We start from the raw sequence: 16,587 nt of genomic DNA, 5'->3' as shown, positions 1-16,587 counted from the left end.
AGAAAGCGGGCGAAAAAATGCCGGACATAAACAACCACTTTTATGAGTACCGGAAAGAGTTGGGTATCGGGCCGCCGACGTGGTTTGAAGAAATGATTGAAGAAGCGGAACGCGACCGTGTGCCGGTTATGGATGAAGAGGCCCTGCAGTTTATGATCGAACTTCTTCAGTTAAAAAGACCGGCATCGGTTCTCGAGATTGGAACGGCGATTGGTTATTCTGCTTTGCGAATGGCAGCTGCGCTTCCCGAAACGTCCATAGTATCGGTGGAAAAAGACGAAGAACGCTACAGGCGTGCAGCTTATTACCGGGCTAAAAGTCCTTGGCAGGAGCAGACTACGTTTGTTCTTGGTGATGCTTTAAACCTGCAGGAAGAATTTTCAGAAAAAACGACGTTTGATGCGGTATTTATAGACGCTTCCAAAGGCCAGTACCAGCGGTATTTTCAATTGTGCGAGCAACTGCTGGCTCCAGGAGGGCTTATTATTAGTGATAACGTTTTATTCCGCGGTTTGGTCGCTGACCCGAAAGCAGATATACCTGAACGATTACAGCCGATGGTGCAAAAAATTCGGGCGTACAACCGCTGGCTGGTGGAAAGAAAAGACTTTCGCACCAATATTTTCCCTGTTGGTGACGGCGTGGCAGTAAGTGTTCTGCTTCCGGAAGCAACCGGTAGTATAACGTAAAATACTATAAAAATAAGCCGAAATATGATACATTTTTATACTGAATAGAGGGGTGAAAATATGCCAGAAGAAAAACAGCATTTTATGACAGAAGAAGGCAGAAAGAAGCTTGAAGAGGAACTGGAATATTTAAAAACGGAGCGGCGCCAGGAAGTCGTAGAGCGCATAAAAATTGCAAGAAGCTTTGGCGATTTGTCCGAAAACTCGGAGTATGATGCTGCCAAAGATGAGCAGGCCTTTGTAGAAGGACGCGTAAGCCAGATTGAGCAGATGCTCAAAAATGCTGCTATCATTGAAGAAGACACAGGTAATAACTCCGTAGTGTCGCTCGGAAAATCAGTACGGTTTAAAGAACTGCCAAACGGCGATGAAGAAAGCTATACGATTGTTGGAAGTGCAGAATCTGATCCGCTGGAAGGAAAAATTTCCAACGATTCCCCAATGGCCCAAAGTCTGCTCGGACGCCAGATTGGTGAACAGGTGACGGTTTCGACACCGGGCGGGGACATTGAAGTCGAGATTATTGAAATCGCCTAAAAGCCGTTCGGCAGCAATGAAAACTTAAACACAGCGCCCTGCTTTGAGGATGTAAATCATAGGTCTATATTCCCTCGTTTTCCGAAAATATTTCCTTTATGATAAGACATGTTACGTTCTCTCTGCAGGGCGTGTTTTTGTACTACAAAAGCAATACATATGATAGGGGCAGGTGAATCATAAGATGTCGAACAACAATTATAACGACGACTCCGGCTCGCGCTTTCAAAAGAAAAGAAAAAAGCGGATGAATAATGTTTTAAATGCTGCTATTGGTATTGTAGCAGTCCTCATTCTGTTCTTCGGAATTCTGTTATTGTTTTTTAACAATAATAATGAACAGGCTGAAGATAACGGGGAAGAGATGGCAGATTCAACTAATACCGAAGAAGAGCAGAATGAAAGCGGACCGGAGGACAACCCGGACACTTCTTCTACAGAAGAAACCCCGGAAAACAATGCAGATGAAGAAGGTACAGAAGAAGAAACTTCAGAAGAAGCAGAAGAAACCTCTGAATCTGATTCTTCCTCTGAGTCCGATTCTTCTACAGAAGAAGATCCGGCTGCTTCTTCAAACGATGGAGCCGAAAATGACTCCTCTGAGGAAAGCACGACCAGTGAAGACTCGTCAGAAGAAGAGAACAGCAGTACTTCCGACTCGGAAGGCAGTGACAGTGCTGATACGGAAACGACTCAGGAAGACGGAGAATACGAACCGGTGGGCACTGAACAGGAAAGCTTTCAGGCTGACTTTACGCAAGGCGGTCAGAACTGGGAAGAAATGGAGAACGCTGTAGAAGCAGCCACTGGGCTTAGATCGACAGAAGGTAACAGCACAGTGCTCTGGAGACTCGAAAACGGAGGATCGCAGGATACGGCAAGAGCGGTTATCAGTGAGGACGCCAGCAGTGAAAACCCATACGAAGTACGCATGGAATGGGTGGACGGCGAAGGCTGGAAACCAACAAGCGTAGAGCGTCTTGACAGTAACCCGTACAACTAAAGAAAAACCGGCTTTCCTTGGGGAGGCCGGTTTTTCTTTATATTATTCTGATGAAATTAAGGGGTGGGGACAGCGCGGAAATGAACGACAGCGGTGTAAATTGAACGCCCGTTCTCTGAACGGGTGTGCACATGGTGCTGCACGTGATGAACCCCGAGCATCAGAGCTTCGTTTTGTTCGATCTTTTTTTGAATATCTGCTTCCAGCTGTTCAAGGGACGACGATTCAAAAAATTCGACCTTGTCCCGGATTGTTTGCAGGTTTAAGGACATATGTATTCTCCTTTGCGTTATAATGTACAGGGTAGTTTTACCAGTAATTATAATTGTAAATGATAAAGGTGGGTCCGCCAATGCGTTTAGGCATTATTGGAGCAATGGAAGAAGAAGTTGAATATTTAAAAAGCTTAATGGAAGATATAGAAGAAAAAGAAACCGGCGGCTGCTTTTTTTCTTTTGGGCGCTTAAACGGCCATGAGGTAATTCTTTTGCAGTCGGGTATTGGAAAAGTGAATGCAGCTATCGCCACCTCGCTTTTAATCGGGCTGTACAAGCCCGAAGCTGTAATTAACACAGGCTCAGCCGGAGGATTCAACCCGGACCTTTCTGTTGGCGATGTGGTGATATCCACAGAGGTGCGTTATAACGACGTGGATGCGACAGTGTTCGGATATGAATTCGGGCAGGTGCCAAATATGCCGGCAGCTTATCCTGCAAGCCGTGAATGGATAGAGAAAGCAGAAGCCGCCGCTTTGCAGGTGGACTTGAATACGCGGACGGGGCTGATTTTGTCCGGAGATTCGTTTATGAGTAAGACGGAGCAGGTGGACGCCTTAAAAGCTCACTTTGACGAACCTCAGTGTGCGGAAATGGAAGCAGGGGCAATTGCCCAGGTATGCTATCGGTTTTCCTGCCCATTTGTAGTTATCCGTTCGCTCAGCGATATTGCAGGCAAAGAAGCAAAGCAGTCCTACGATGAATTTTTAAAGCATGCTTCGAAGCAGTCAGCTGACATGGTGATTGCTCTTTTGGCCCAGGCATAAATCCATCGGAAAAGTGGTTAACGAAGAAGAGATACGGTGTGGCGGATAATTTGAGCCGTCAGCCCCCAAATAACAATATCCTGATAATGATACACAAACTGGGGCAGCGTTGTAGTGTTTGTCCGGTACGTTTCTTCATTTGGTATTAATGAAGTGGGAAACGTATCTGAAAAACGCATGCCCATGTATACATTATGCTTTTCGGGTTCGTTCTTTAAAAAGAAATTAAGTGGTACGGTGAACAGTTCATCCACCTCCGACGTATTAGGAGAAAAATCACCAGCATAGTCAACTTCTCCAATATAAGGATAGACTATTCGCTGAAACGGCTGGACAACAACGTCCAAAGCTCCCCATACATCCATCGCTTGAGAGGGAATACCGGTTTCTTCTTCGAATTCGCGAAGTCCTGCAGCAAGAGGAGTAGGATCAGAGGCATCGATTTTTCCGCCCGGAAAACATATTTCTCCCGGCTGGGACTGCAGCGACCATGCTCTGCGCTCAAACATTAAATGATATTCATCGTGCAATGAAAGCAGGGGTACTACTACCGCTGCTTTTCGCATATGCTCTTCGCCCATTATAGCGGCGGAACGGGTGCGAATTCTATTTTTCCAATAGCGGGCATTGTTCATAGTATCCTCCTTCTGGGGTATCATTGTTTTTTCTTCTTTCGAATGTGGTATATATATTTACAGGTACTATATTACAGGAGGGATCAAGATGTCAGAATCAGAACGTCTTAAAAATAAAGTAAAAAAAGAAAAAAAGCAGGAACCGGATAAAAAGCCGGGAAATGAAGAGCCGCCAACGAGCAGTGAAGATCCAATTCCGCTGGCAGATATGAAATACGAAGAAGAAGAAAACAGAAAAAAACACCATACTAAGAAGCGCTCCGGCAGTGAAGACAAAGATGGATGACGCTGGCCGGCGCGTAAATGAAATCCCGCTTCTACTGAAGCGGGATCATTTTATGCTGCACGGCGCCAAAAAACTGGAATATTATTTTTCGATATAATGATTAAACCAGTCGATCATATGAACCAGCCGTTCAATCCTCAGAGCGGGAGGGCCGGAGCGGCTCAGTTCATGATTGGCTCCTGGAAAACGGAGAAAGGAGACCGTTTTGTTTAAATATTTCATGTTAATAAACAATTGTTCCGCCTGTTCAATCGGACAGCGGTAATCGTTTTCGCTGTGCATGATCAGCAAAGGCGTATGGATATCTTTGACGTAGCGGAGAGGAGAATGGTGCCAAAGCTTTTCCGGATCCTGATGGAGCGGTACGCCGATCTCCCAGTCTGTAAAGAAAAAGCCGATATCACTCACCCCGTAAAAGCTGAGCCAGTTTGAAATGGAACGCTGGGTAACGGCTGCTTTAAAGCGGTCGGTGTGGCTGATCATCCAGTTTGTCATAAAGCCGCCATAGCTTCCACCGGTCACACCCAGCCGATTACGGTCGACGAACTCATAGCTGTCGACTGCATAGTCCAGAATCGCGAGCAGATCCCCGAAATCCTTCCCGCCATAGTCCCGGCGGCAGGCATCGGCGAAAGCCTGGCCATAGCCGTGGCTTCCCCGTGGATTGCTGAACAGGACACCGTAGCCCTCCGCGGCAAGCAGCTGAAATTCGTGAAAGAACGTGTGACCGTACATAGCGTGAGGTCCTCCGTGGATTTCCAGAATCAGCGGGAAGGTCTGTCCTTCTTCGTAATCAACAGGATACATAATCCATCCGTGTACATCCCAATGATCGCCTGTACGGACGGAAAGAGTTTCGGGGAGGGAAAGATCTACCTCCTTCAAAAAGCTGGCGTTTACGTCTGTGAGGCGGACACGGCGTTTATCCTCAAGTCGCCGGCTGTAGAAATCACCGGGGTTGGAGGGATCACTGATGCCGAGCACAAACTGCTCGTTTTTAGGGTGAAAGGAGAACGAAAAGACGTGGTTGTCCTCATCATGAACAGCGGTGATTTCATTATGCATATCCATTTGATACAAACCAACTTTTCCGTTCTCACTTGCCAAAAAGTAAATATGCTCCTGATCGCTCGACCATACTGGCTTATCAGAGGTATGGCCGGTTCTGATATCGCCGATCATGTAGTCACCTATTTGGACGTCCCACTTTAACGTCATTCCTTTTCGTTCTTTTGTTAATGGATTGACCAGCCAGATTTGATTAATCGTAGCGCTTTTGTATTCTAATTCGTGACCAGTGCATGCTATCCAGGAGCCGTCCGGTGACCAGCTGGCATTAGTAAACGTACCGGAAGAATCCGTCAGCCTGGAAATTTCTTTTGTCTCAATATTGAGTGTATACAGGTCCTGTACCGGAGAAATGTCTTCATCGCTGTTTCTGTTTGCTGTAAACACGATAAACTGACTGTCAGGAGACCAGTCAGGAGAGTGGTGATCGTAGCTGCCGTTTGTAAGCAGGGTAGTGTCTTCCCGGTCGAATCGGAACAAACCAATGTGGGCGCGTCTGCCATGGTGAAAGCCCCGGCTGTCTGATTTATAGCGGAGACGGTCGATTTTTACAACAGAAGAAGGCTTGGCCGAAGAGTCCACCTCCGTGGTGAAGATGTCTTCTTCGGCGGCCTGTTCCGTTTCAAACAGCAGTTTTTGGCTGTCCGGCGACCATACTGGATTGGAGGCACCGTGTTTAACAAAAGTAATCTGCTTTGGTTCTCCTCCTGAAGTACTCATCATCCAAATTTGGTTAAGGCCGGAGCGGTCAGACACAAAAGCAAGGCTGGAGCCGTCCGGGGACCACCGCGGCGAAAAATTTGTATAAGATCCAAACGTCCACTGAACAGGAACGTCGTCTGTTAAGTACTGCGTGTATATATTTGAATAGTAGCTGCCCGCATCGCTCTGAATAGACTTTTGTACAAATGCATACCGCTCGCCGTCTGAAGAAAGGCGGGCGTCATCAACAACGTGAATACGTTCTAAATCTGCTGCAGTTAAAGGTCTTTTCATAGACAAGGTAATGTCCTCCTCGTAGTATACCTGTGAGCCCGTTCGTTATGGAAAGGTTTCACGTATGTAGGGTGCTTTTTTAGTATAGTAAAACGTTTCGCAAAAAACAATCAAACCGCGGAAGGAAAGCTTCGGGAAAAAAGAGTGGAAGAACATCTGACATACATAATGAAAACCCTGCAGTAACTATGTACACTAATAAATAACAGGAGGCAGATGCTTCGTTCCAACATTTACATTGTTGCCTTTCGCAGGAACAATCGAAATGGATCAGCCGTTATGGCTTTTCATTTTGGAGCAAATCATTTCCTGTAAGCCGTGAATAACAGGCTCTCCTTTAGGCATCACTCTCTCTCCCTTTGAAGCTGCGGGCATTTATGCCTGCAGCCCTTTTTTTATGATCAGGGCCTTTTGTGGCAGGTAAGGATAAAAAAACGCAGAGTAGAAATTACTCTGCGTCATTGCTTTCGTTGTATTCAAATACAATCGTATCGTGTTTTCGGCTGAAACTGACATGCAGGTTATGCGAGCGCAAATACCAGCTGTCTGCATCCTCTACAAAAAAAGTGAGGCCTTCTTCCTCTGTCGATACTGCCGGTTTCTCCGGTTCATCAAGAGCGATACCCATAGAAAATCCGGGGTAGAGCTGCGGAGAACCGCCATAACGAACGTAAAATCTTACAGTATCGCCGCTCTCAATATTGAGTTCTTCCTTCATCCATTTAACCGCGGGACGGGTAATTGTTATATCCATACACAAGCTCCTTCAAAGAATGATATGTAATTGTTCCCTTATTCGCATTGGAAGAAACACTAAAGAACTCCAAGAAAAAACAGCCCTTCTAAATCAGAAAGGCTGTTTTTAAATATTTATGTTAGTTTACAGCGTCTTTCAGCTGCTTGCCTGGACGAAATGCAGGGTTTTTCGTGGAAGGAATCTTAATTTCTGCACCCGTTTGTGGATTACGTCCTTTACGAGCGGCACGCTCGCGTACTTCAAAGCTTCCAAATCCAACTAACTGGATTTTGTCGCCTTTTTTCAAAGTTTCTGTGATGCTGTCGAATACAGCGTCTACAGCTTTGGAAGCGTCTTTTTTCGAAAGCTCAGCCTGGTCTGAAACTGCGTTGATTAAATCCGTCTTGTTCATGAAAATACTCCCTTTCATTCCATAAATTTAGAGTCTTTCATACCAAATTAACTCATGAAAAGCCCGGTATGTCAACCCTTCCATTTATTTTTGTAGGTTTCTAAGAAGAAAAGCCAGAAAAAATGCAAATATATTTTAAAAATACTTCCATTATTCTGGTTTTTTTCTTAAACCCTATCATAACAAGGGTTTGATAAGAATTCCAGTATTTATGAGAAAAAGATTGAATATCAAAAAAACTGGACCAGATAAAAGGTCCAGTTTTTTCTTAATGGTCATTATCGGTTTTTTCTTTGTGGTAGAATCGGTTCTTTTCCCTGGAGCGGCTGAGAGCATCCTGCGAGCTCCCCTCCGCCAGCGGAACGCCGGCATTATACGCTGCTCTTGCGATCAAGTGGCCACCCACAGGTGCCGTCACAAATACAAATACAAGGGTCAGCACGAAGCGGAGACTGAAAGTTTGTGTGTGTACCATGAAAAACAAAAAGGCACCAAGAACAACGCACAGCACTCCTAAAGTAGCCGCCTTTGTGGCAGCGTGAGAGCGTGTGAAGATATCCGGCAGGCGAGTCAGACCGACAGCGCTTATGATGCTGAAGGCCGCTCCAAAAAGGGCGAGCAGTGCTACAATCCAGTCAACGATCTCGGTCATGCTCAATGACAACACCCTTTTCGATATATTTGGCGAAGGCTACCGTGCCGATGAAGGCCAGGATTGCAAGCAGCAGCATAACTTCGATAAACGCTGTCGTATTCAAAATAATGCAGAAGAGAGCTGTTAGACTAATCAGCTGAATGCCGATAACGTCGAGAGCAATAACGCGGTCCGGCATCGACGGCCCTTTAAACACCCGGTACATTGTGACCAGAATGGATATAGTGACGAGCGTTGCTGCTGTGATATAAATCGCATTTAATATCATTATCTGCTTACCTCCCTAATCGCTTTTTCGAATGAATTGCGGATTTCCTCTTGAGCCGCTTCCACACTCTGCAGATCCATCGCATGGATAAACAATGAACGGTTATCTGGAGCAACTTCGACTACCAGCGTTCCCGGCGTAAGCGTAATTAAAAGCGACAGCAGTGTTATTTCCCATTCGTGCTCCAGAGTGGTTTCCATTTCAAAGATCCCGGGACTGATGTTTAATTTAGGACTCAGGATCTGCCGGGCAACAGAGAAGCTGGACAGAATTAATTCTTTAAAAAAGATAAGCATCAGCACGAAGGCCGCATAGACCCGGTGGAAATACAGTCTCTCCCGGAAAAAGCCCCGCATGAAATACAGGACAAGAAGACCAAGAAAAAAGCCGCTGATAAAGGATGCAAACGACCATGCATCATTAATAATCATCCAAAGCAGAGCCATAACAATATTGATCATAATCTGAAACGACATTATGAATTCCCCCCTAACACAGCTTCAACATAAGCACGGGGATTGATCAGCGTTTCTGCGGCACTTTCCACAAAAGGATACATAATTTCGGCACCAAAGCCCATAAATGCAGACAGCGCTACGAGAAAGACGATTGGAGGCATCTGTGCTTTAATACTGCCGTACTGTTCTGCGTGGGTAAGCATTGGTTCTCCCAAAAAGCCCTGAAGGAAAATACGTATTACAGAATAAAGTACAAGCAGACTTGCAATCATCATAACTGCTACGACAATATAATGACCGGCTTCAGCACCACCGACAACAAGCATCAGCTTGCCGGGAAAGCCCCCAAGAGGAGGAACGCCGGCAAGAGCGAGAGCAGAGATGAAAAACATCCAGGTGAGAAGCGGGTGATGCTTAATAATTCCCCCCATGCCTGAAAGCTTACTGGTGCCGGCTGCAGTAATCAGCGCCCCAATAATCAGAAAGAGTGCTGCTTTAATAACGATATCGTGCAGCAGGTAGTATATGGCCCCTACAAACGCATCGCTGTTTAATGAAGCGACACCGAAGAGGATAAACCCGACAGCTACAATAACATTGTATACTAAAATCAATTTAACATCTCTGTAAGCAATTGCACCGATAACACCAATAATCATCGTTACTGCTGAAAGGACGAGAAGGATGGTATGTGTAATGGCCGTATCTTCAGTAAAGATAACAGAGTAGGTTCTAAAAATGCTGTAGATGCCGACCTTGGTCAAAAGAGCAGCAAATATCGCCCCGATGGCTGTTGGAGGTACTGAATATGATCCTGGCAGCCAGAAGTACAGAGGGAATAACGCTCCTTTTAATCCAAACACGATTAAAAACAAAATGGCAATAACCGTGATAATCGGTTCAGAGCCTGCTTCACTGACCCGCTCGCTGAGCTGGGCCATGTTCAGGGTGCCTGTTACGGCGTAAAGGTACGCCACGCCAATAACGAAAAAAGCGGAGGAAACGACGTTTACAATAACGTAGTTAAACGATTCCTTCAGCTGTGTTTTTGTACCGCCGTGGCCGATTAAAGCATAGGAGGCTAAAAGAAGAACCTCGAAACAGACAAACAGGTTGAAAATATCACCAGTCAGAAAAGCCCCGGACACTCCGGCGATTAAAAACTGGAAAAAGGCGTAGTAATAATATTTTTCCCGCTCCACTCCGATGGTGCTGAAGGAGAAATAAATAATGGGCAGCGCCACAAGTGCCGTAGTCGTCGTTAAAAGCACGGCTAACGAATCTCCTACCAGAACAATGCCAAACGGAGCTTCCCAGCCGCCGAGCTCAAGAGTCATGATTCCGTTGGCCAATATGTACGTAAGCAAAAAGATATTGACGCCAATCAGGATCAGGCTCGTAATAAATGCCCAGGTACGCTGGGCGGTGACATGCTTTGGAAAAAACAAAGCTATGATCCCTGCGATGAGAGGGATAAGGACCGGAAGGATCAGCCAATTACTCATCAGTATCAGTTCCTCTCAGTTGGTCAGTCTCAGCCGCCCCGGTCACTTTGTACGTACGGTATCCTAAAACGAGAATAAAAGACGTTACTCCAAAGCTGATAACGATAGCTGTCAGTATAAGAGCCTGGGGAAGCGGGTCTACATAAGTGTCAGCTTCAAGACCAAGCAGTGGGGGGGCCCCAGTCTTCAGCCCCGCCATGGTCAAAAGCAGCAAATGGGCTCCGTGGCTTAAAACTGAGCTGCCAATAATAATGCGGATTAAGTTTTTCGTCAGTATTAAATACAAACCGACAGTAAATAAGAAGCCGGCAAGGATAGACATAATTATTTCCACTATTTATCCTCTCCGATCGTTTGAATAATAGTCATAGCCGTTCCAATAACGACCAGATAAACACCCAGGTCGAAGGCGAGGGTCGTCGTCAGTTCCAGTTCACCCAGTACGGGAAAATGAAAATAACCGAAGGTTTGTGAAAGAAACGGTACCGAGAAGAAAAACGAGCCTACGCCGGTACCAACAGCAAATACAAGGCCGATGGCGGTCATAAGTTTGTAATCAATCGGCAGGGCCCGGCGGATTGTTTCCATATCGAAGGCGAGAAGCAGAAGAACTAGTGCAGCGCTTGTCATCAGTCCTCCGATAAAGCCGCCTCCGGGCTCCTGGTGGCCGTTGAAAAAGATATAGACTGCAAACAGAAAGATGAGAAATGAAATGAATTTCGTTACTGTCTGCAAAATGATGTCGTTGTACTTCATTTATTCTCACCTCCTGCCAGCCGTAATTTAATCAAGGAGTAAACTCCGAGGGAGGCGATAGCTAATACGAGAATCTCAAGCAGGGTATCAAATCCGCGGAAATCCACTAGGATAACGTTTACGACGTTATTGCCGCCTGCTTCTTTGTAGCTGTTTTCCAAAAAGTAATCAGATATTGCCGGAAACAGTCTGGTGCCACTGGCGGAAAGGCCGATTAATGTAACAGTGAGTCCGACTGCAGCTGAGATAACAAAGTTGACTGCATGAAATTTCGTTTCCTTCAGAGCATCGAAGATTTGAGGGAAATGATAGAAACAAAGTAAAAATAACGTCACCGAAACGGTCTCAATTGTCAGCTGCGTTAATGCCAGATCCGGTGCCCGGAATAATACAAAGAACAATGCCACCGTGTAGCCGAGCACGCCCAGGGAAATGACCGCCTTCAACCGGGACCGGGTAAACATAAGAATAAGGGAAGACCCTACCAGTACCAGAGAGAGAACGGCTTCATAAGGACTAACTGAAACCATATTTTCGAAATCGATAGTAAATGCTCCAGTACCGAAAAGCGAGAAAAGGAGCAGTACTACGGTGAAAGAGAAAATATATATAAAGTAATCTCTCACGAGCCCGGTCATATGCCAGGACATTAAGGCGTGAGAAGAGCGGTCAAGCCCTTCAAGAGAACGGTTGTACGCCTGATTAAACAGACGGTTTTCCGGAAAGATGGCGTGCATTTTATTCCATTTTTGCAGCGCCAGGAATATGGCCGTACCAAGCAGGACAACTCCGATAGTCATAAACAGTTCAAGGGAAAAGCCGTGCCAGAAGTAAATGTCCACCCCAAATGATCCTGTCTGGGCAAGCTCAGGCATAATAGACGCCATTGCTGGTTCGATAATCGTTGGCACGAGTGTGTTCGGGAAAAAGCCGATAAACAACACAAGAGCTACGAGAATGATGGGAGACAAAAGCATGCCAAGCGGAGCTTCATGTGGTTTGGTTGGAAGCTTTTCCTTCTGAAGCTTCCCGGTAAAGGTCCGGAAAATGATCATCATGGAGTAAACAAAAGTGAAAATACTCGCTGCCCAGGCGACGATTGGAAGTAGAATACCAATGGAATCTGCGCTGTACTGCGGGAAGTGAGTAATTTCAACCATGGACATGAAAAACATTTCTTTACTTAAAAATCCGTTGAATGGCGGCAGGCCAGCCATCGAAAATCCACCGATGACGGCAATGGTAAAGGAAATCGGCATTAATGTCATGAGACCGCCAAGCCGGCGGATGTCCCGTGTGCCTGTTTCGTGATCGATGATACCTACCATCATAAACAGGCTGCCTTTGTAGGTGGCATGGTTAATTAAGTGAAAAATGGCAGCTGCCACTGCAATCGTGTAGGCGTTGTTGTCGATACTGTCATAGTGAAGCGCTGCAGCCCCGGCGCCGAGCATCGACAAAATCATTCCGAGCTGACTGACCGTGGAGTACGCGAGGATGCCTTTTAAATCGGTCTGTCGTATTGCAGAAAGGGATCCCCAAATGAGAGTAAGAAGCCCGAAGCCAGTGACAAGCCAGAACCAATAGGCACTGACCGCAAACAGGGGGGTCATGCGGGCAACTAAATAAATGCCCGCTTTAACCATTGTCGCGGAGTGCAGGTAGGCACTAACCGGCGTCGGTGCCTCCATTGCGTCCGGCAGCCAGATGTGAAACGGAAACTGGGCCGACTTTGTAAATGCCCCAAGCAGAATCAAAAGCATTGCCGGCAGAAACAGCGGACTGCCGGCGAGCTGATCCGAAGCTTCCAGGATGCCGCGAATGCTGTAGGTGCCAGTTACAGAAGCGATCAGCACAAAACCAACTAAAAGGGCAAATCCGCCCATAACGGTGATAAGCAGTGATTTCAATGCCCCGTAGCGGGATTTTTCTTTTGTATACCAATAAGAAATCAGCAGAAATGATGAAATGCTCGTAATTTCCCAGAAAGTATATAAAACGATTAAATTATCTGACAACGTCAGGCCCAGCATGGCCCCCATAAAAAGCATCAAATATGTATAAAAATTATTTAGCTGCTCCTTATGCTTGTCCAGGTAATAGATGGAGTACAGAACTACGAGAGCCCCGATCCCTGTAATCAGCAGGGCAAATAAAAGGCCGAGACCGTCCACATAGGCAATATAATTAATGCCCAGGGAAGGGATCCATTCGAATGTTTTCATGACGGAGCCCGTGCCGGAAACGTCCGGAAGGTAGCTCAAAAAGTAGCTGAAAAGAATAATAGGAACAATAAGTACGAACCATCCTGTATGTATACGCGGAATAAATTTATACAGAAGAGGCACCAGCACAGCAGCCAGAAACGGTGCAATGATGGCAAGGTGTAAAATAGTAAACATGAAGAACCTCCTTGTTAGTTTCGGTCGCCACTGAATTCTTTTCACATTATAGCGTATATCTAAACGCCTTGCATTAGAAGCGAATCCCGGAAACAGCAATCATTTCAAACACATATATAGGAAGAGACGGGGGCGCTTTTCACAATTTTTTTTTCAATATTGCATGACGTCTCTAAAGAAAATTGAAAAAAAAGCTTCTGACGGTTATACTTGCTGTTTGTACGGCTTATGACGGAAAACAACGCCAGGTTATTGCGATATTTGAATAAGGGTTTGTTAAAATAGAAGAAATAAGTGCGTTTTATATTACAGTGAGCTGCAGGCCGGAAGTTAAAGCGGGCCTGCTTGAAGGGGGACGGGATTTTGATTAAGCGATTTATGCCGAATGAATACTTGCCGAGTGTTTTAGATCTCGATTTAGAACACCTGCGTGAAAACAATATTAAAGGTATTATCACTGATTTGGATAATACTCTGGTAGAATGGGACCGGCCGGATATAACAAACGAGCTTGATGATTGGTTTTTCTTTTTACAGGAGCAGGGTTTTCAGGTAACTATTGTTTCCAACAATTCGGAGCACCGTGTGCGCTCGTTTTCAGAGCCAAACGGCATTCATTTCATTCATTCGGCCAAAAAACCGATGGGCCGGGCGTTTCGAAAAGCGACCAGACGGATGGGACTTAAAAAGCGTGAAGTGGTTGTAGTCGGTGACCAGGTTCTGACGGATGTATTCGGAGGAAACCGGGCCGGATTTTACACGGTGTTAGTTGTGCCTGTGGCCCAAAGTGATGGCTTTCTGACAAAAATTAACCGGAAGATAGAACGCCGGTTAATGAAGCGCTTAAAAGACAGAGGATTAATTCAATGGGAGGATACACAATGACCGAAGAGCTGTACTGCGCCGGATGTGGGGCGCCTATTCAAAATGAGGATAAAAATAAAGCCGGGTACGTCCCGACATCAGCGCTAGTAGACAGAGCGACAGTGATCTGCCAGCGTTGTTTTCGTTTGAAGCATTATAATGAAGTTCAGGACGTGGACATGGAAGATCAGGATTTCCGTGATAAGCTGCATGAGCTCGGCAGAAAAAAAGCACTTATTGTAAAAATTGTTGATGTGTTTGATTTTGAAGGCAGCTGGATTCCGGGATTTCAAAGATATGTCGGAGATAACCCGGTGCTTTTAATGGTGAACAAAACGGATCTGCTGCCGCACTCTTTAAATGAAAACAAGCTTCTCCACTGGATTCGCCGTCAGGCAAAGCAGCAGGGATTAAAGCCAAAAGACGTTGTTTTGCTGAGTGCCAAAAATAAACACGGGATTAAAAAAGCTGCTTCAAGCATTGAAGAGCTAAGAAATGGCAGAGACGTGTACGTCACCGGGTGCACTAACGTTGGTAAATCTACATTTATTAATGCACTGATTGCTGAATTCGGCGAAAATGAAGAACAGGACATTACTACTTCTCATTTTCCGGGAACGACGCTTGACATGATTGAAGTCCCTTTAGATGAACAGGCGAGTCTTTACGATACTCCCGGACTTATCAACGATAAGCAGTTCGGGCGCACACGGAGTCTTAAGGAACGGAAAGAGTTTATTCCTGAAAAGGAATTAAAGCCGAAAGTGTACCAGCTTGAAAGCGGACAGACGATATTTATCGGCGGTTATGTGCGCATGGATTTTGTTGAAGGCGATCCTAATTCATTTGTTGTGTTTATGTCTAACCGGCTTCCGGTGCACCGCACCAAGCAGGATAACGCTGACCGCCTCCACCCGGACAGGGTCGGAGACGTATTAAAGCCTCCGTACAGTGTGGAAGATGCGCCGGAATTAACGAAGCACCGAATTGAAATTAAAGAGGAAAAAACAGATATTGTTGTGCAGGGCCTCGGATGGATTACGGTAACAAACGCCCGTGCTTCCGTGGATATTTACGTGCCGGTTGGTACAGGAGTATCAAAACGGGAGGCGGTGATTTAATTGCCAAAAACGCTGCTTGGCTTAATCGGCCATCCGCTCGGTCATTCGCTGTCGCCGCAAATGCATAATGAGCAATTCGGAAAACTAAGCATAGACGGGTACTACCATTTGTTCGATATGCCGGAAGAAGAGCTGCAAAAGGGTGTACAGGCGCTTCGGCAGCTAGGGGCTGCCGGCTTCAACATTACCATTCCCCACAAAGTACGGGTGATGGACTATATCGATAAGCTTGACCCCTCAGCCGAAAGAATCGGCGCGGTGAATACGGTCGTAAGAGAAAATGATGCGCTTGTCGGATATAATACGGACGGGGAAGGCTATCTGGAATCTTTACTGGCTGTACGTTCATTGGATCAAATCAAAAATGCAAACATTCTTGTGATTGGAGCGGGCGGGGCAGCGCGGGCCGTATGCTACGCGTTAAGCCTGCGGGGCCCTGAGAGCATTACTATTGTGAACCGCACGCAGGAAAAAGCAGAACAGCTGAAAAAGCATCTGGAAGATATAGCAGCTATCAAAGTAGCGGCTAAAGAGGAAGCGGAAAGCAGGAACCATGAGTACGACATACTAATTAACACTACTTCGATTGGGATGAGCCCTGAGATAAACAATTCCCCCTGGAGCCTCAAAAATGTAAAAGCCTCTGCATTATGCAGTGACCTTATCTATAACCCTTGGGAAACCAGGTGGTTAAAGGATGCCCGGCAGGCAGGGGTCGACACATTGAATGGAAGTGGAATGTTTGTTAATCAGGGAGCGCTTGCGTTCAAGTACTGGACGGGGACGGAACCGGACCGTAAAGCAATGCAGGCACTTGTCGAAGACCATCTAAAAGGAGAAAACAATGCTTAATAATAAACAAAAGCGTACTTTGCGAAGAGAAGCACATTCGTTAAAGCCACTTTTCCAAATTGGAAAAGAAGGTATGAATGAACAAATTATTACACACGTAGATGAAGCGATTGAAAAAAGGGAAATTCTGAAGGTGAACCTTCTGCAGAACTGCATGGAAGACAAGCATGAAGTGGCGTCTGAGCTTGCTGAAGGTACCGGCTCTGAAGTTGTACAGGTAATCGGAAATACGATCGTATTGTACCGGAGATCGAAAGACAATCCTGGGATTGAACTTCCAAAGTAAACAAGGAGAAGCTATT

At 45.9% G+C, this 16,587-nt stretch carries 21 protein-coding genes; 9 read left to right on the top strand and 12 right to left on the bottom strand.

Annotated elements, in window-relative coordinates; all coding sequences use genetic code 11:
• Window positions 1-17 precede the first annotated feature (17 nt).
• The 3 genes from ACTRXG_RS02235 (at window position 18) to ACTRXG_RS02225 (ending at window position 2,229) form a co-directional block, all read left to right on the top strand.
• A complete protein-coding gene (locus ACTRXG_RS02235; RefSeq protein WP_474281925.1) occupies window positions 18-689 on the top strand; it encodes an O-methyltransferase in 672 nt (223 codons plus the stop codon).
• A 60-nt stretch (window positions 690-749) separates the two neighbouring features.
• Window positions 750-1,226, top strand: coding sequence for a transcription elongation factor GreA (greA, locus tag ACTRXG_RS02230; protein WP_474261746.1), 477 nt, complete (start codon window positions 750-752; stop codon window positions 1,224-1,226).
• 184 nt (window positions 1,227-1,410) lie between these two features.
• Window positions 1,411-2,229: a YrrS family protein gene (locus ACTRXG_RS02225; RefSeq protein ID WP_474281923.1), complete on the top strand. Its 819-nt coding sequence runs from the start codon at window positions 1,411-1,413 to the stop codon at window positions 2,227-2,229.
• A gap of 56 nt (window positions 2,230-2,285) precedes the next feature.
• On the opposite strand, the gene ACTRXG_RS02220 is transcribed toward ACTRXG_RS02225, so the two are convergent.
• Window positions 2,286-2,501, bottom strand: a complete 216-nt coding sequence (locus ACTRXG_RS02220; protein WP_322525725.1) for a DUF2536 family protein — start codon at window positions 2,499-2,501, stop codon at window positions 2,286-2,288.
• 80 nt (window positions 2,502-2,581) lie between these two features.
• Between ACTRXG_RS02220 and mtnN the strand changes: the two genes are divergently transcribed.
• Complete coding sequence (gene mtnN, locus ACTRXG_RS02215) at window positions 2,582-3,271, top strand: 5'-methylthioadenosine/S-adenosylhomocysteine nucleosidase (protein WP_474261748.1); 690 nt, start codon at window positions 2,582-2,584, stop codon at window positions 3,269-3,271.
• A gap of 17 nt (window positions 3,272-3,288) precedes the next feature.
• Here the strand turns inward: mtnN and ACTRXG_RS02210 are convergent, their stop codons facing one another.
• On the bottom strand, window positions 3,289-3,906 hold the full coding sequence (locus ACTRXG_RS02210; protein ID WP_474283898.1) for an NUDIX hydrolase: 618 nt from the start codon (window positions 3,904-3,906) through the stop codon (window positions 3,289-3,291).
• Window positions 3,907-3,994: 88 nt separating this feature from the next.
• Here ACTRXG_RS02210 and ACTRXG_RS02205 point away from each other — a divergent pair, with 88 nt between their 5' ends.
• The gene (locus ACTRXG_RS02205) at window positions 3,995-4,192 is read left to right on the top strand and encodes a hypothetical protein (RefSeq protein ID WP_462869288.1); all 198 of its coding nucleotides are present in this window, start codon (window positions 3,995-3,997) and stop codon (window positions 4,190-4,192) included.
• Window positions 4,193-4,273: 81 nt separating this feature from the next.
• Here ACTRXG_RS02205 and ACTRXG_RS02200 read toward each other — a convergent pair whose 3' ends face one another.
• The 10 genes from ACTRXG_RS02200 to ACTRXG_RS02155 all read right to left on the bottom strand — a co-directional run bounded on the left by ACTRXG_RS02200 (window position 4,274) and on the right by ACTRXG_RS02155 (window position 13,448).
• The gene (locus ACTRXG_RS02200; RefSeq protein WP_474283990.1) at window positions 4,274-6,256 is read right to left on the bottom strand and encodes a S9 family peptidase; all 1,983 of its coding nucleotides are present in this window, start codon (window positions 6,254-6,256) and stop codon (window positions 4,274-4,276) included.
• Between the two features lie 448 nt (window positions 6,257-6,704).
• Window positions 6,705-7,010 (bottom strand): HesB/YadR/YfhF family protein, encoded by a 306-nt coding sequence (locus ACTRXG_RS02195; protein ID WP_474283896.1) that lies wholly within the window; start codon window positions 7,008-7,010, stop codon window positions 6,705-6,707.
• 121 nt (window positions 7,011-7,131) lie between these two features.
• Window positions 7,132-7,404: an HU family DNA-binding protein gene (locus ACTRXG_RS02190; RefSeq protein ID WP_022793829.1), complete on the bottom strand. Its 273-nt coding sequence runs from the start codon at window positions 7,402-7,404 to the stop codon at window positions 7,132-7,134.
• 268 nt (window positions 7,405-7,672) lie between these two features.
• The gene (mnhG, locus tag ACTRXG_RS02185) at window positions 7,673-8,056 is read right to left on the bottom strand and encodes a monovalent cation/H(+) antiporter subunit G (RefSeq protein ID WP_474283988.1); all 384 of its coding nucleotides are present in this window, start codon (window positions 8,054-8,056) and stop codon (window positions 7,673-7,675) included.
• Window positions 8,040-8,264 (bottom strand): Na(+)/H(+) antiporter subunit F1, encoded by a 225-nt coding sequence (locus ACTRXG_RS02180; RefSeq protein ID WP_474261874.1) that lies wholly within the window; start codon window positions 8,262-8,264, stop codon window positions 8,040-8,042. Before ACTRXG_RS02180 ends, mnhG begins: the two co-directional genes overlap by 17 nt.
• A 62-nt stretch (window positions 8,265-8,326) precedes the next feature.
• Entirely contained in the window at window positions 8,327-8,803 is a 477-nt protein-coding gene (locus ACTRXG_RS02175) for a Na+/H+ antiporter subunit E (protein ID WP_474283894.1), read from the bottom strand.
• On the bottom strand, window positions 8,803-10,290 hold the full coding sequence (locus ACTRXG_RS02170; protein WP_474283892.1) for a Na+/H+ antiporter subunit D: 1,488 nt from the start codon (window positions 10,288-10,290) through the stop codon (window positions 8,803-8,805). The genes ACTRXG_RS02175 and ACTRXG_RS02170 overlap by 1 nt, the downstream gene beginning before the upstream one ends.
• Complete coding sequence (locus ACTRXG_RS02165; RefSeq protein ID WP_022793834.1) at window positions 10,283-10,624, bottom strand: Na(+)/H(+) antiporter subunit C; 342 nt, start codon at window positions 10,622-10,624, stop codon at window positions 10,283-10,285. Before ACTRXG_RS02165 ends, ACTRXG_RS02170 begins: the two co-directional genes overlap by 8 nt.
• Window positions 10,624-11,046 (bottom strand): Na(+)/H(+) antiporter subunit B, encoded by a 423-nt coding sequence (locus ACTRXG_RS02160; protein ID WP_474261754.1) that lies wholly within the window; start codon window positions 11,044-11,046, stop codon window positions 10,624-10,626. Before ACTRXG_RS02160 ends, ACTRXG_RS02165 begins: the two co-directional genes overlap by 1 nt.
• Window positions 11,043-13,448, bottom strand: a complete 2,406-nt coding sequence (locus ACTRXG_RS02155) for a Na+/H+ antiporter subunit A (protein ID WP_474283890.1) — start codon at window positions 13,446-13,448, stop codon at window positions 11,043-11,045. Before ACTRXG_RS02155 ends, ACTRXG_RS02160 begins: the two co-directional genes overlap by 4 nt.
• Window positions 13,449-13,814: 366 nt before the next feature.
• Between ACTRXG_RS02155 and ACTRXG_RS02150 the strand changes: the two genes are divergently transcribed.
• From ACTRXG_RS02150 to yhbY, 4 genes are read left to right on the top strand one after another with little or no spacing between them, the layout of a single operon-like run.
• Complete coding sequence (locus ACTRXG_RS02150) at window positions 13,815-14,333, top strand: YqeG family HAD IIIA-type phosphatase (protein ID WP_474279334.1); 519 nt, start codon at window positions 13,815-13,817, stop codon at window positions 14,331-14,333.
• Window positions 14,330-15,433, top strand: a complete 1,104-nt coding sequence (gene yqeH, locus ACTRXG_RS02145; RefSeq protein ID WP_474261756.1) for a ribosome biogenesis GTPase YqeH — start codon at window positions 14,330-14,332, stop codon at window positions 15,431-15,433. The genes ACTRXG_RS02150 and yqeH overlap by 4 nt, the downstream gene beginning before the upstream one ends.
• Window positions 15,434-16,285, top strand: coding sequence for a shikimate dehydrogenase (gene aroE / locus ACTRXG_RS02140; protein WP_474261757.1), 852 nt, complete (start codon window positions 15,434-15,436; stop codon window positions 16,283-16,285).
• Window positions 16,278-16,571: a ribosome assembly RNA-binding protein YhbY gene (yhbY, locus tag ACTRXG_RS02135; RefSeq protein ID WP_322525738.1), complete on the top strand. Its 294-nt coding sequence runs from the start codon at window positions 16,278-16,280 to the stop codon at window positions 16,569-16,571. The genes aroE and yhbY overlap by 8 nt, the downstream gene beginning before the upstream one ends.
• The last annotated feature ends 16 nt before the right edge of the window (window positions 16,572-16,587 follow it).

Source organism: Marinococcus sp. LNSP9103-4, from assembly GCF_056034345.1.
The sequence above is the reverse complement of the archived record's forward strand: the minus strand, read 5'-3'. Positions and strand labels throughout refer to the sequence as shown.

Coding starts and splice junctions, on each gene's coding strand:
- ACTRXG_RS02220 (WP_322525725.1), bottom strand. CDS start 2,501: ATGTCCTTAAACCTGCAAACAATCCGGGACAAGGTCGAATTTTTTGAA.
- ACTRXG_RS02200 (WP_474283990.1), bottom strand. CDS start 6,256: ATGAAAAGACCTTTAACTGCAGCAGATTTAGAACGTATTCACGTTGTT.
- yqeH (WP_474261756.1), top strand. CDS start 14,330: ATGACCGAAGAGCTGTACTGCGCCGGATGTGGGGCGCCTATTCAAAAT.
- ACTRXG_RS02195 (WP_474283896.1), bottom strand. CDS start 7,010: ATGGATATAACAATTACCCGTCCCGCGGTTAAATGGATGAAGGAAGAA.
- ACTRXG_RS02225 (WP_474281923.1), top strand. CDS start 1,411: ATGTCGAACAACAATTATAACGACGACTCCGGCTCGCGCTTTCAAAAG.
- ACTRXG_RS02170 (WP_474283892.1), bottom strand. CDS start 10,290: ATGAGTAATTGGCTGATCCTTCCGGTCCTTATCCCTCTCATCGCAGGG.
- ACTRXG_RS02160 (WP_474261754.1), bottom strand. CDS start 11,046: ATGAAGTACAACGACATCATTTTGCAGACAGTAACGAAATTCATTTCA.
- ACTRXG_RS02210 (WP_474283898.1), bottom strand. CDS start 3,906: ATGAACAATGCCCGCTATTGGAAAAATAGAATTCGCACCCGTTCCGCC.
- ACTRXG_RS02190 (WP_022793829.1), bottom strand. CDS start 7,404: ATGAACAAGACGGATTTAATCAACGCAGTTTCAGACCAGGCTGAGCTT.
- mnhG (WP_474283988.1), bottom strand. CDS start 8,056: ATGACCGAGATCGTTGACTGGATTGTAGCACTGCTCGCCCTTTTTGGA.
- yhbY (WP_322525738.1), top strand. CDS start 16,278: ATGCTTAATAATAAACAAAAGCGTACTTTGCGAAGAGAAGCACATTCG.
- ACTRXG_RS02175 (WP_474283894.1), bottom strand. CDS start 8,803: ATGTCGTTTCAGATTATGATCAATATTGTTATGGCTCTGCTTTGGATG.
- mtnN (WP_474261748.1), top strand. CDS start 2,582: ATGCGTTTAGGCATTATTGGAGCAATGGAAGAAGAAGTTGAATATTTA.
- greA (WP_474261746.1), top strand. CDS start 750: ATGCCAGAAGAAAAACAGCATTTTATGACAGAAGAAGGCAGAAAGAAG.
- ACTRXG_RS02155 (WP_474283890.1), bottom strand. CDS start 13,448: ATGTTTACTATTTTACACCTTGCCATCATTGCACCGTTTCTGGCTGCT.
- ACTRXG_RS02205 (WP_462869288.1), top strand. CDS start 3,995: ATGTCAGAATCAGAACGTCTTAAAAATAAAGTAAAAAAAGAAAAAAAG.
- ACTRXG_RS02180 (WP_474261874.1), bottom strand. CDS start 8,264: ATGTACCGGGTGTTTAAAGGGCCGTCGATGCCGGACCGCGTTATTGCT.
- ACTRXG_RS02235 (WP_474281925.1), top strand. CDS start 18: ATGCCGGACATAAACAACCACTTTTATGAGTACCGGAAAGAGTTGGGT.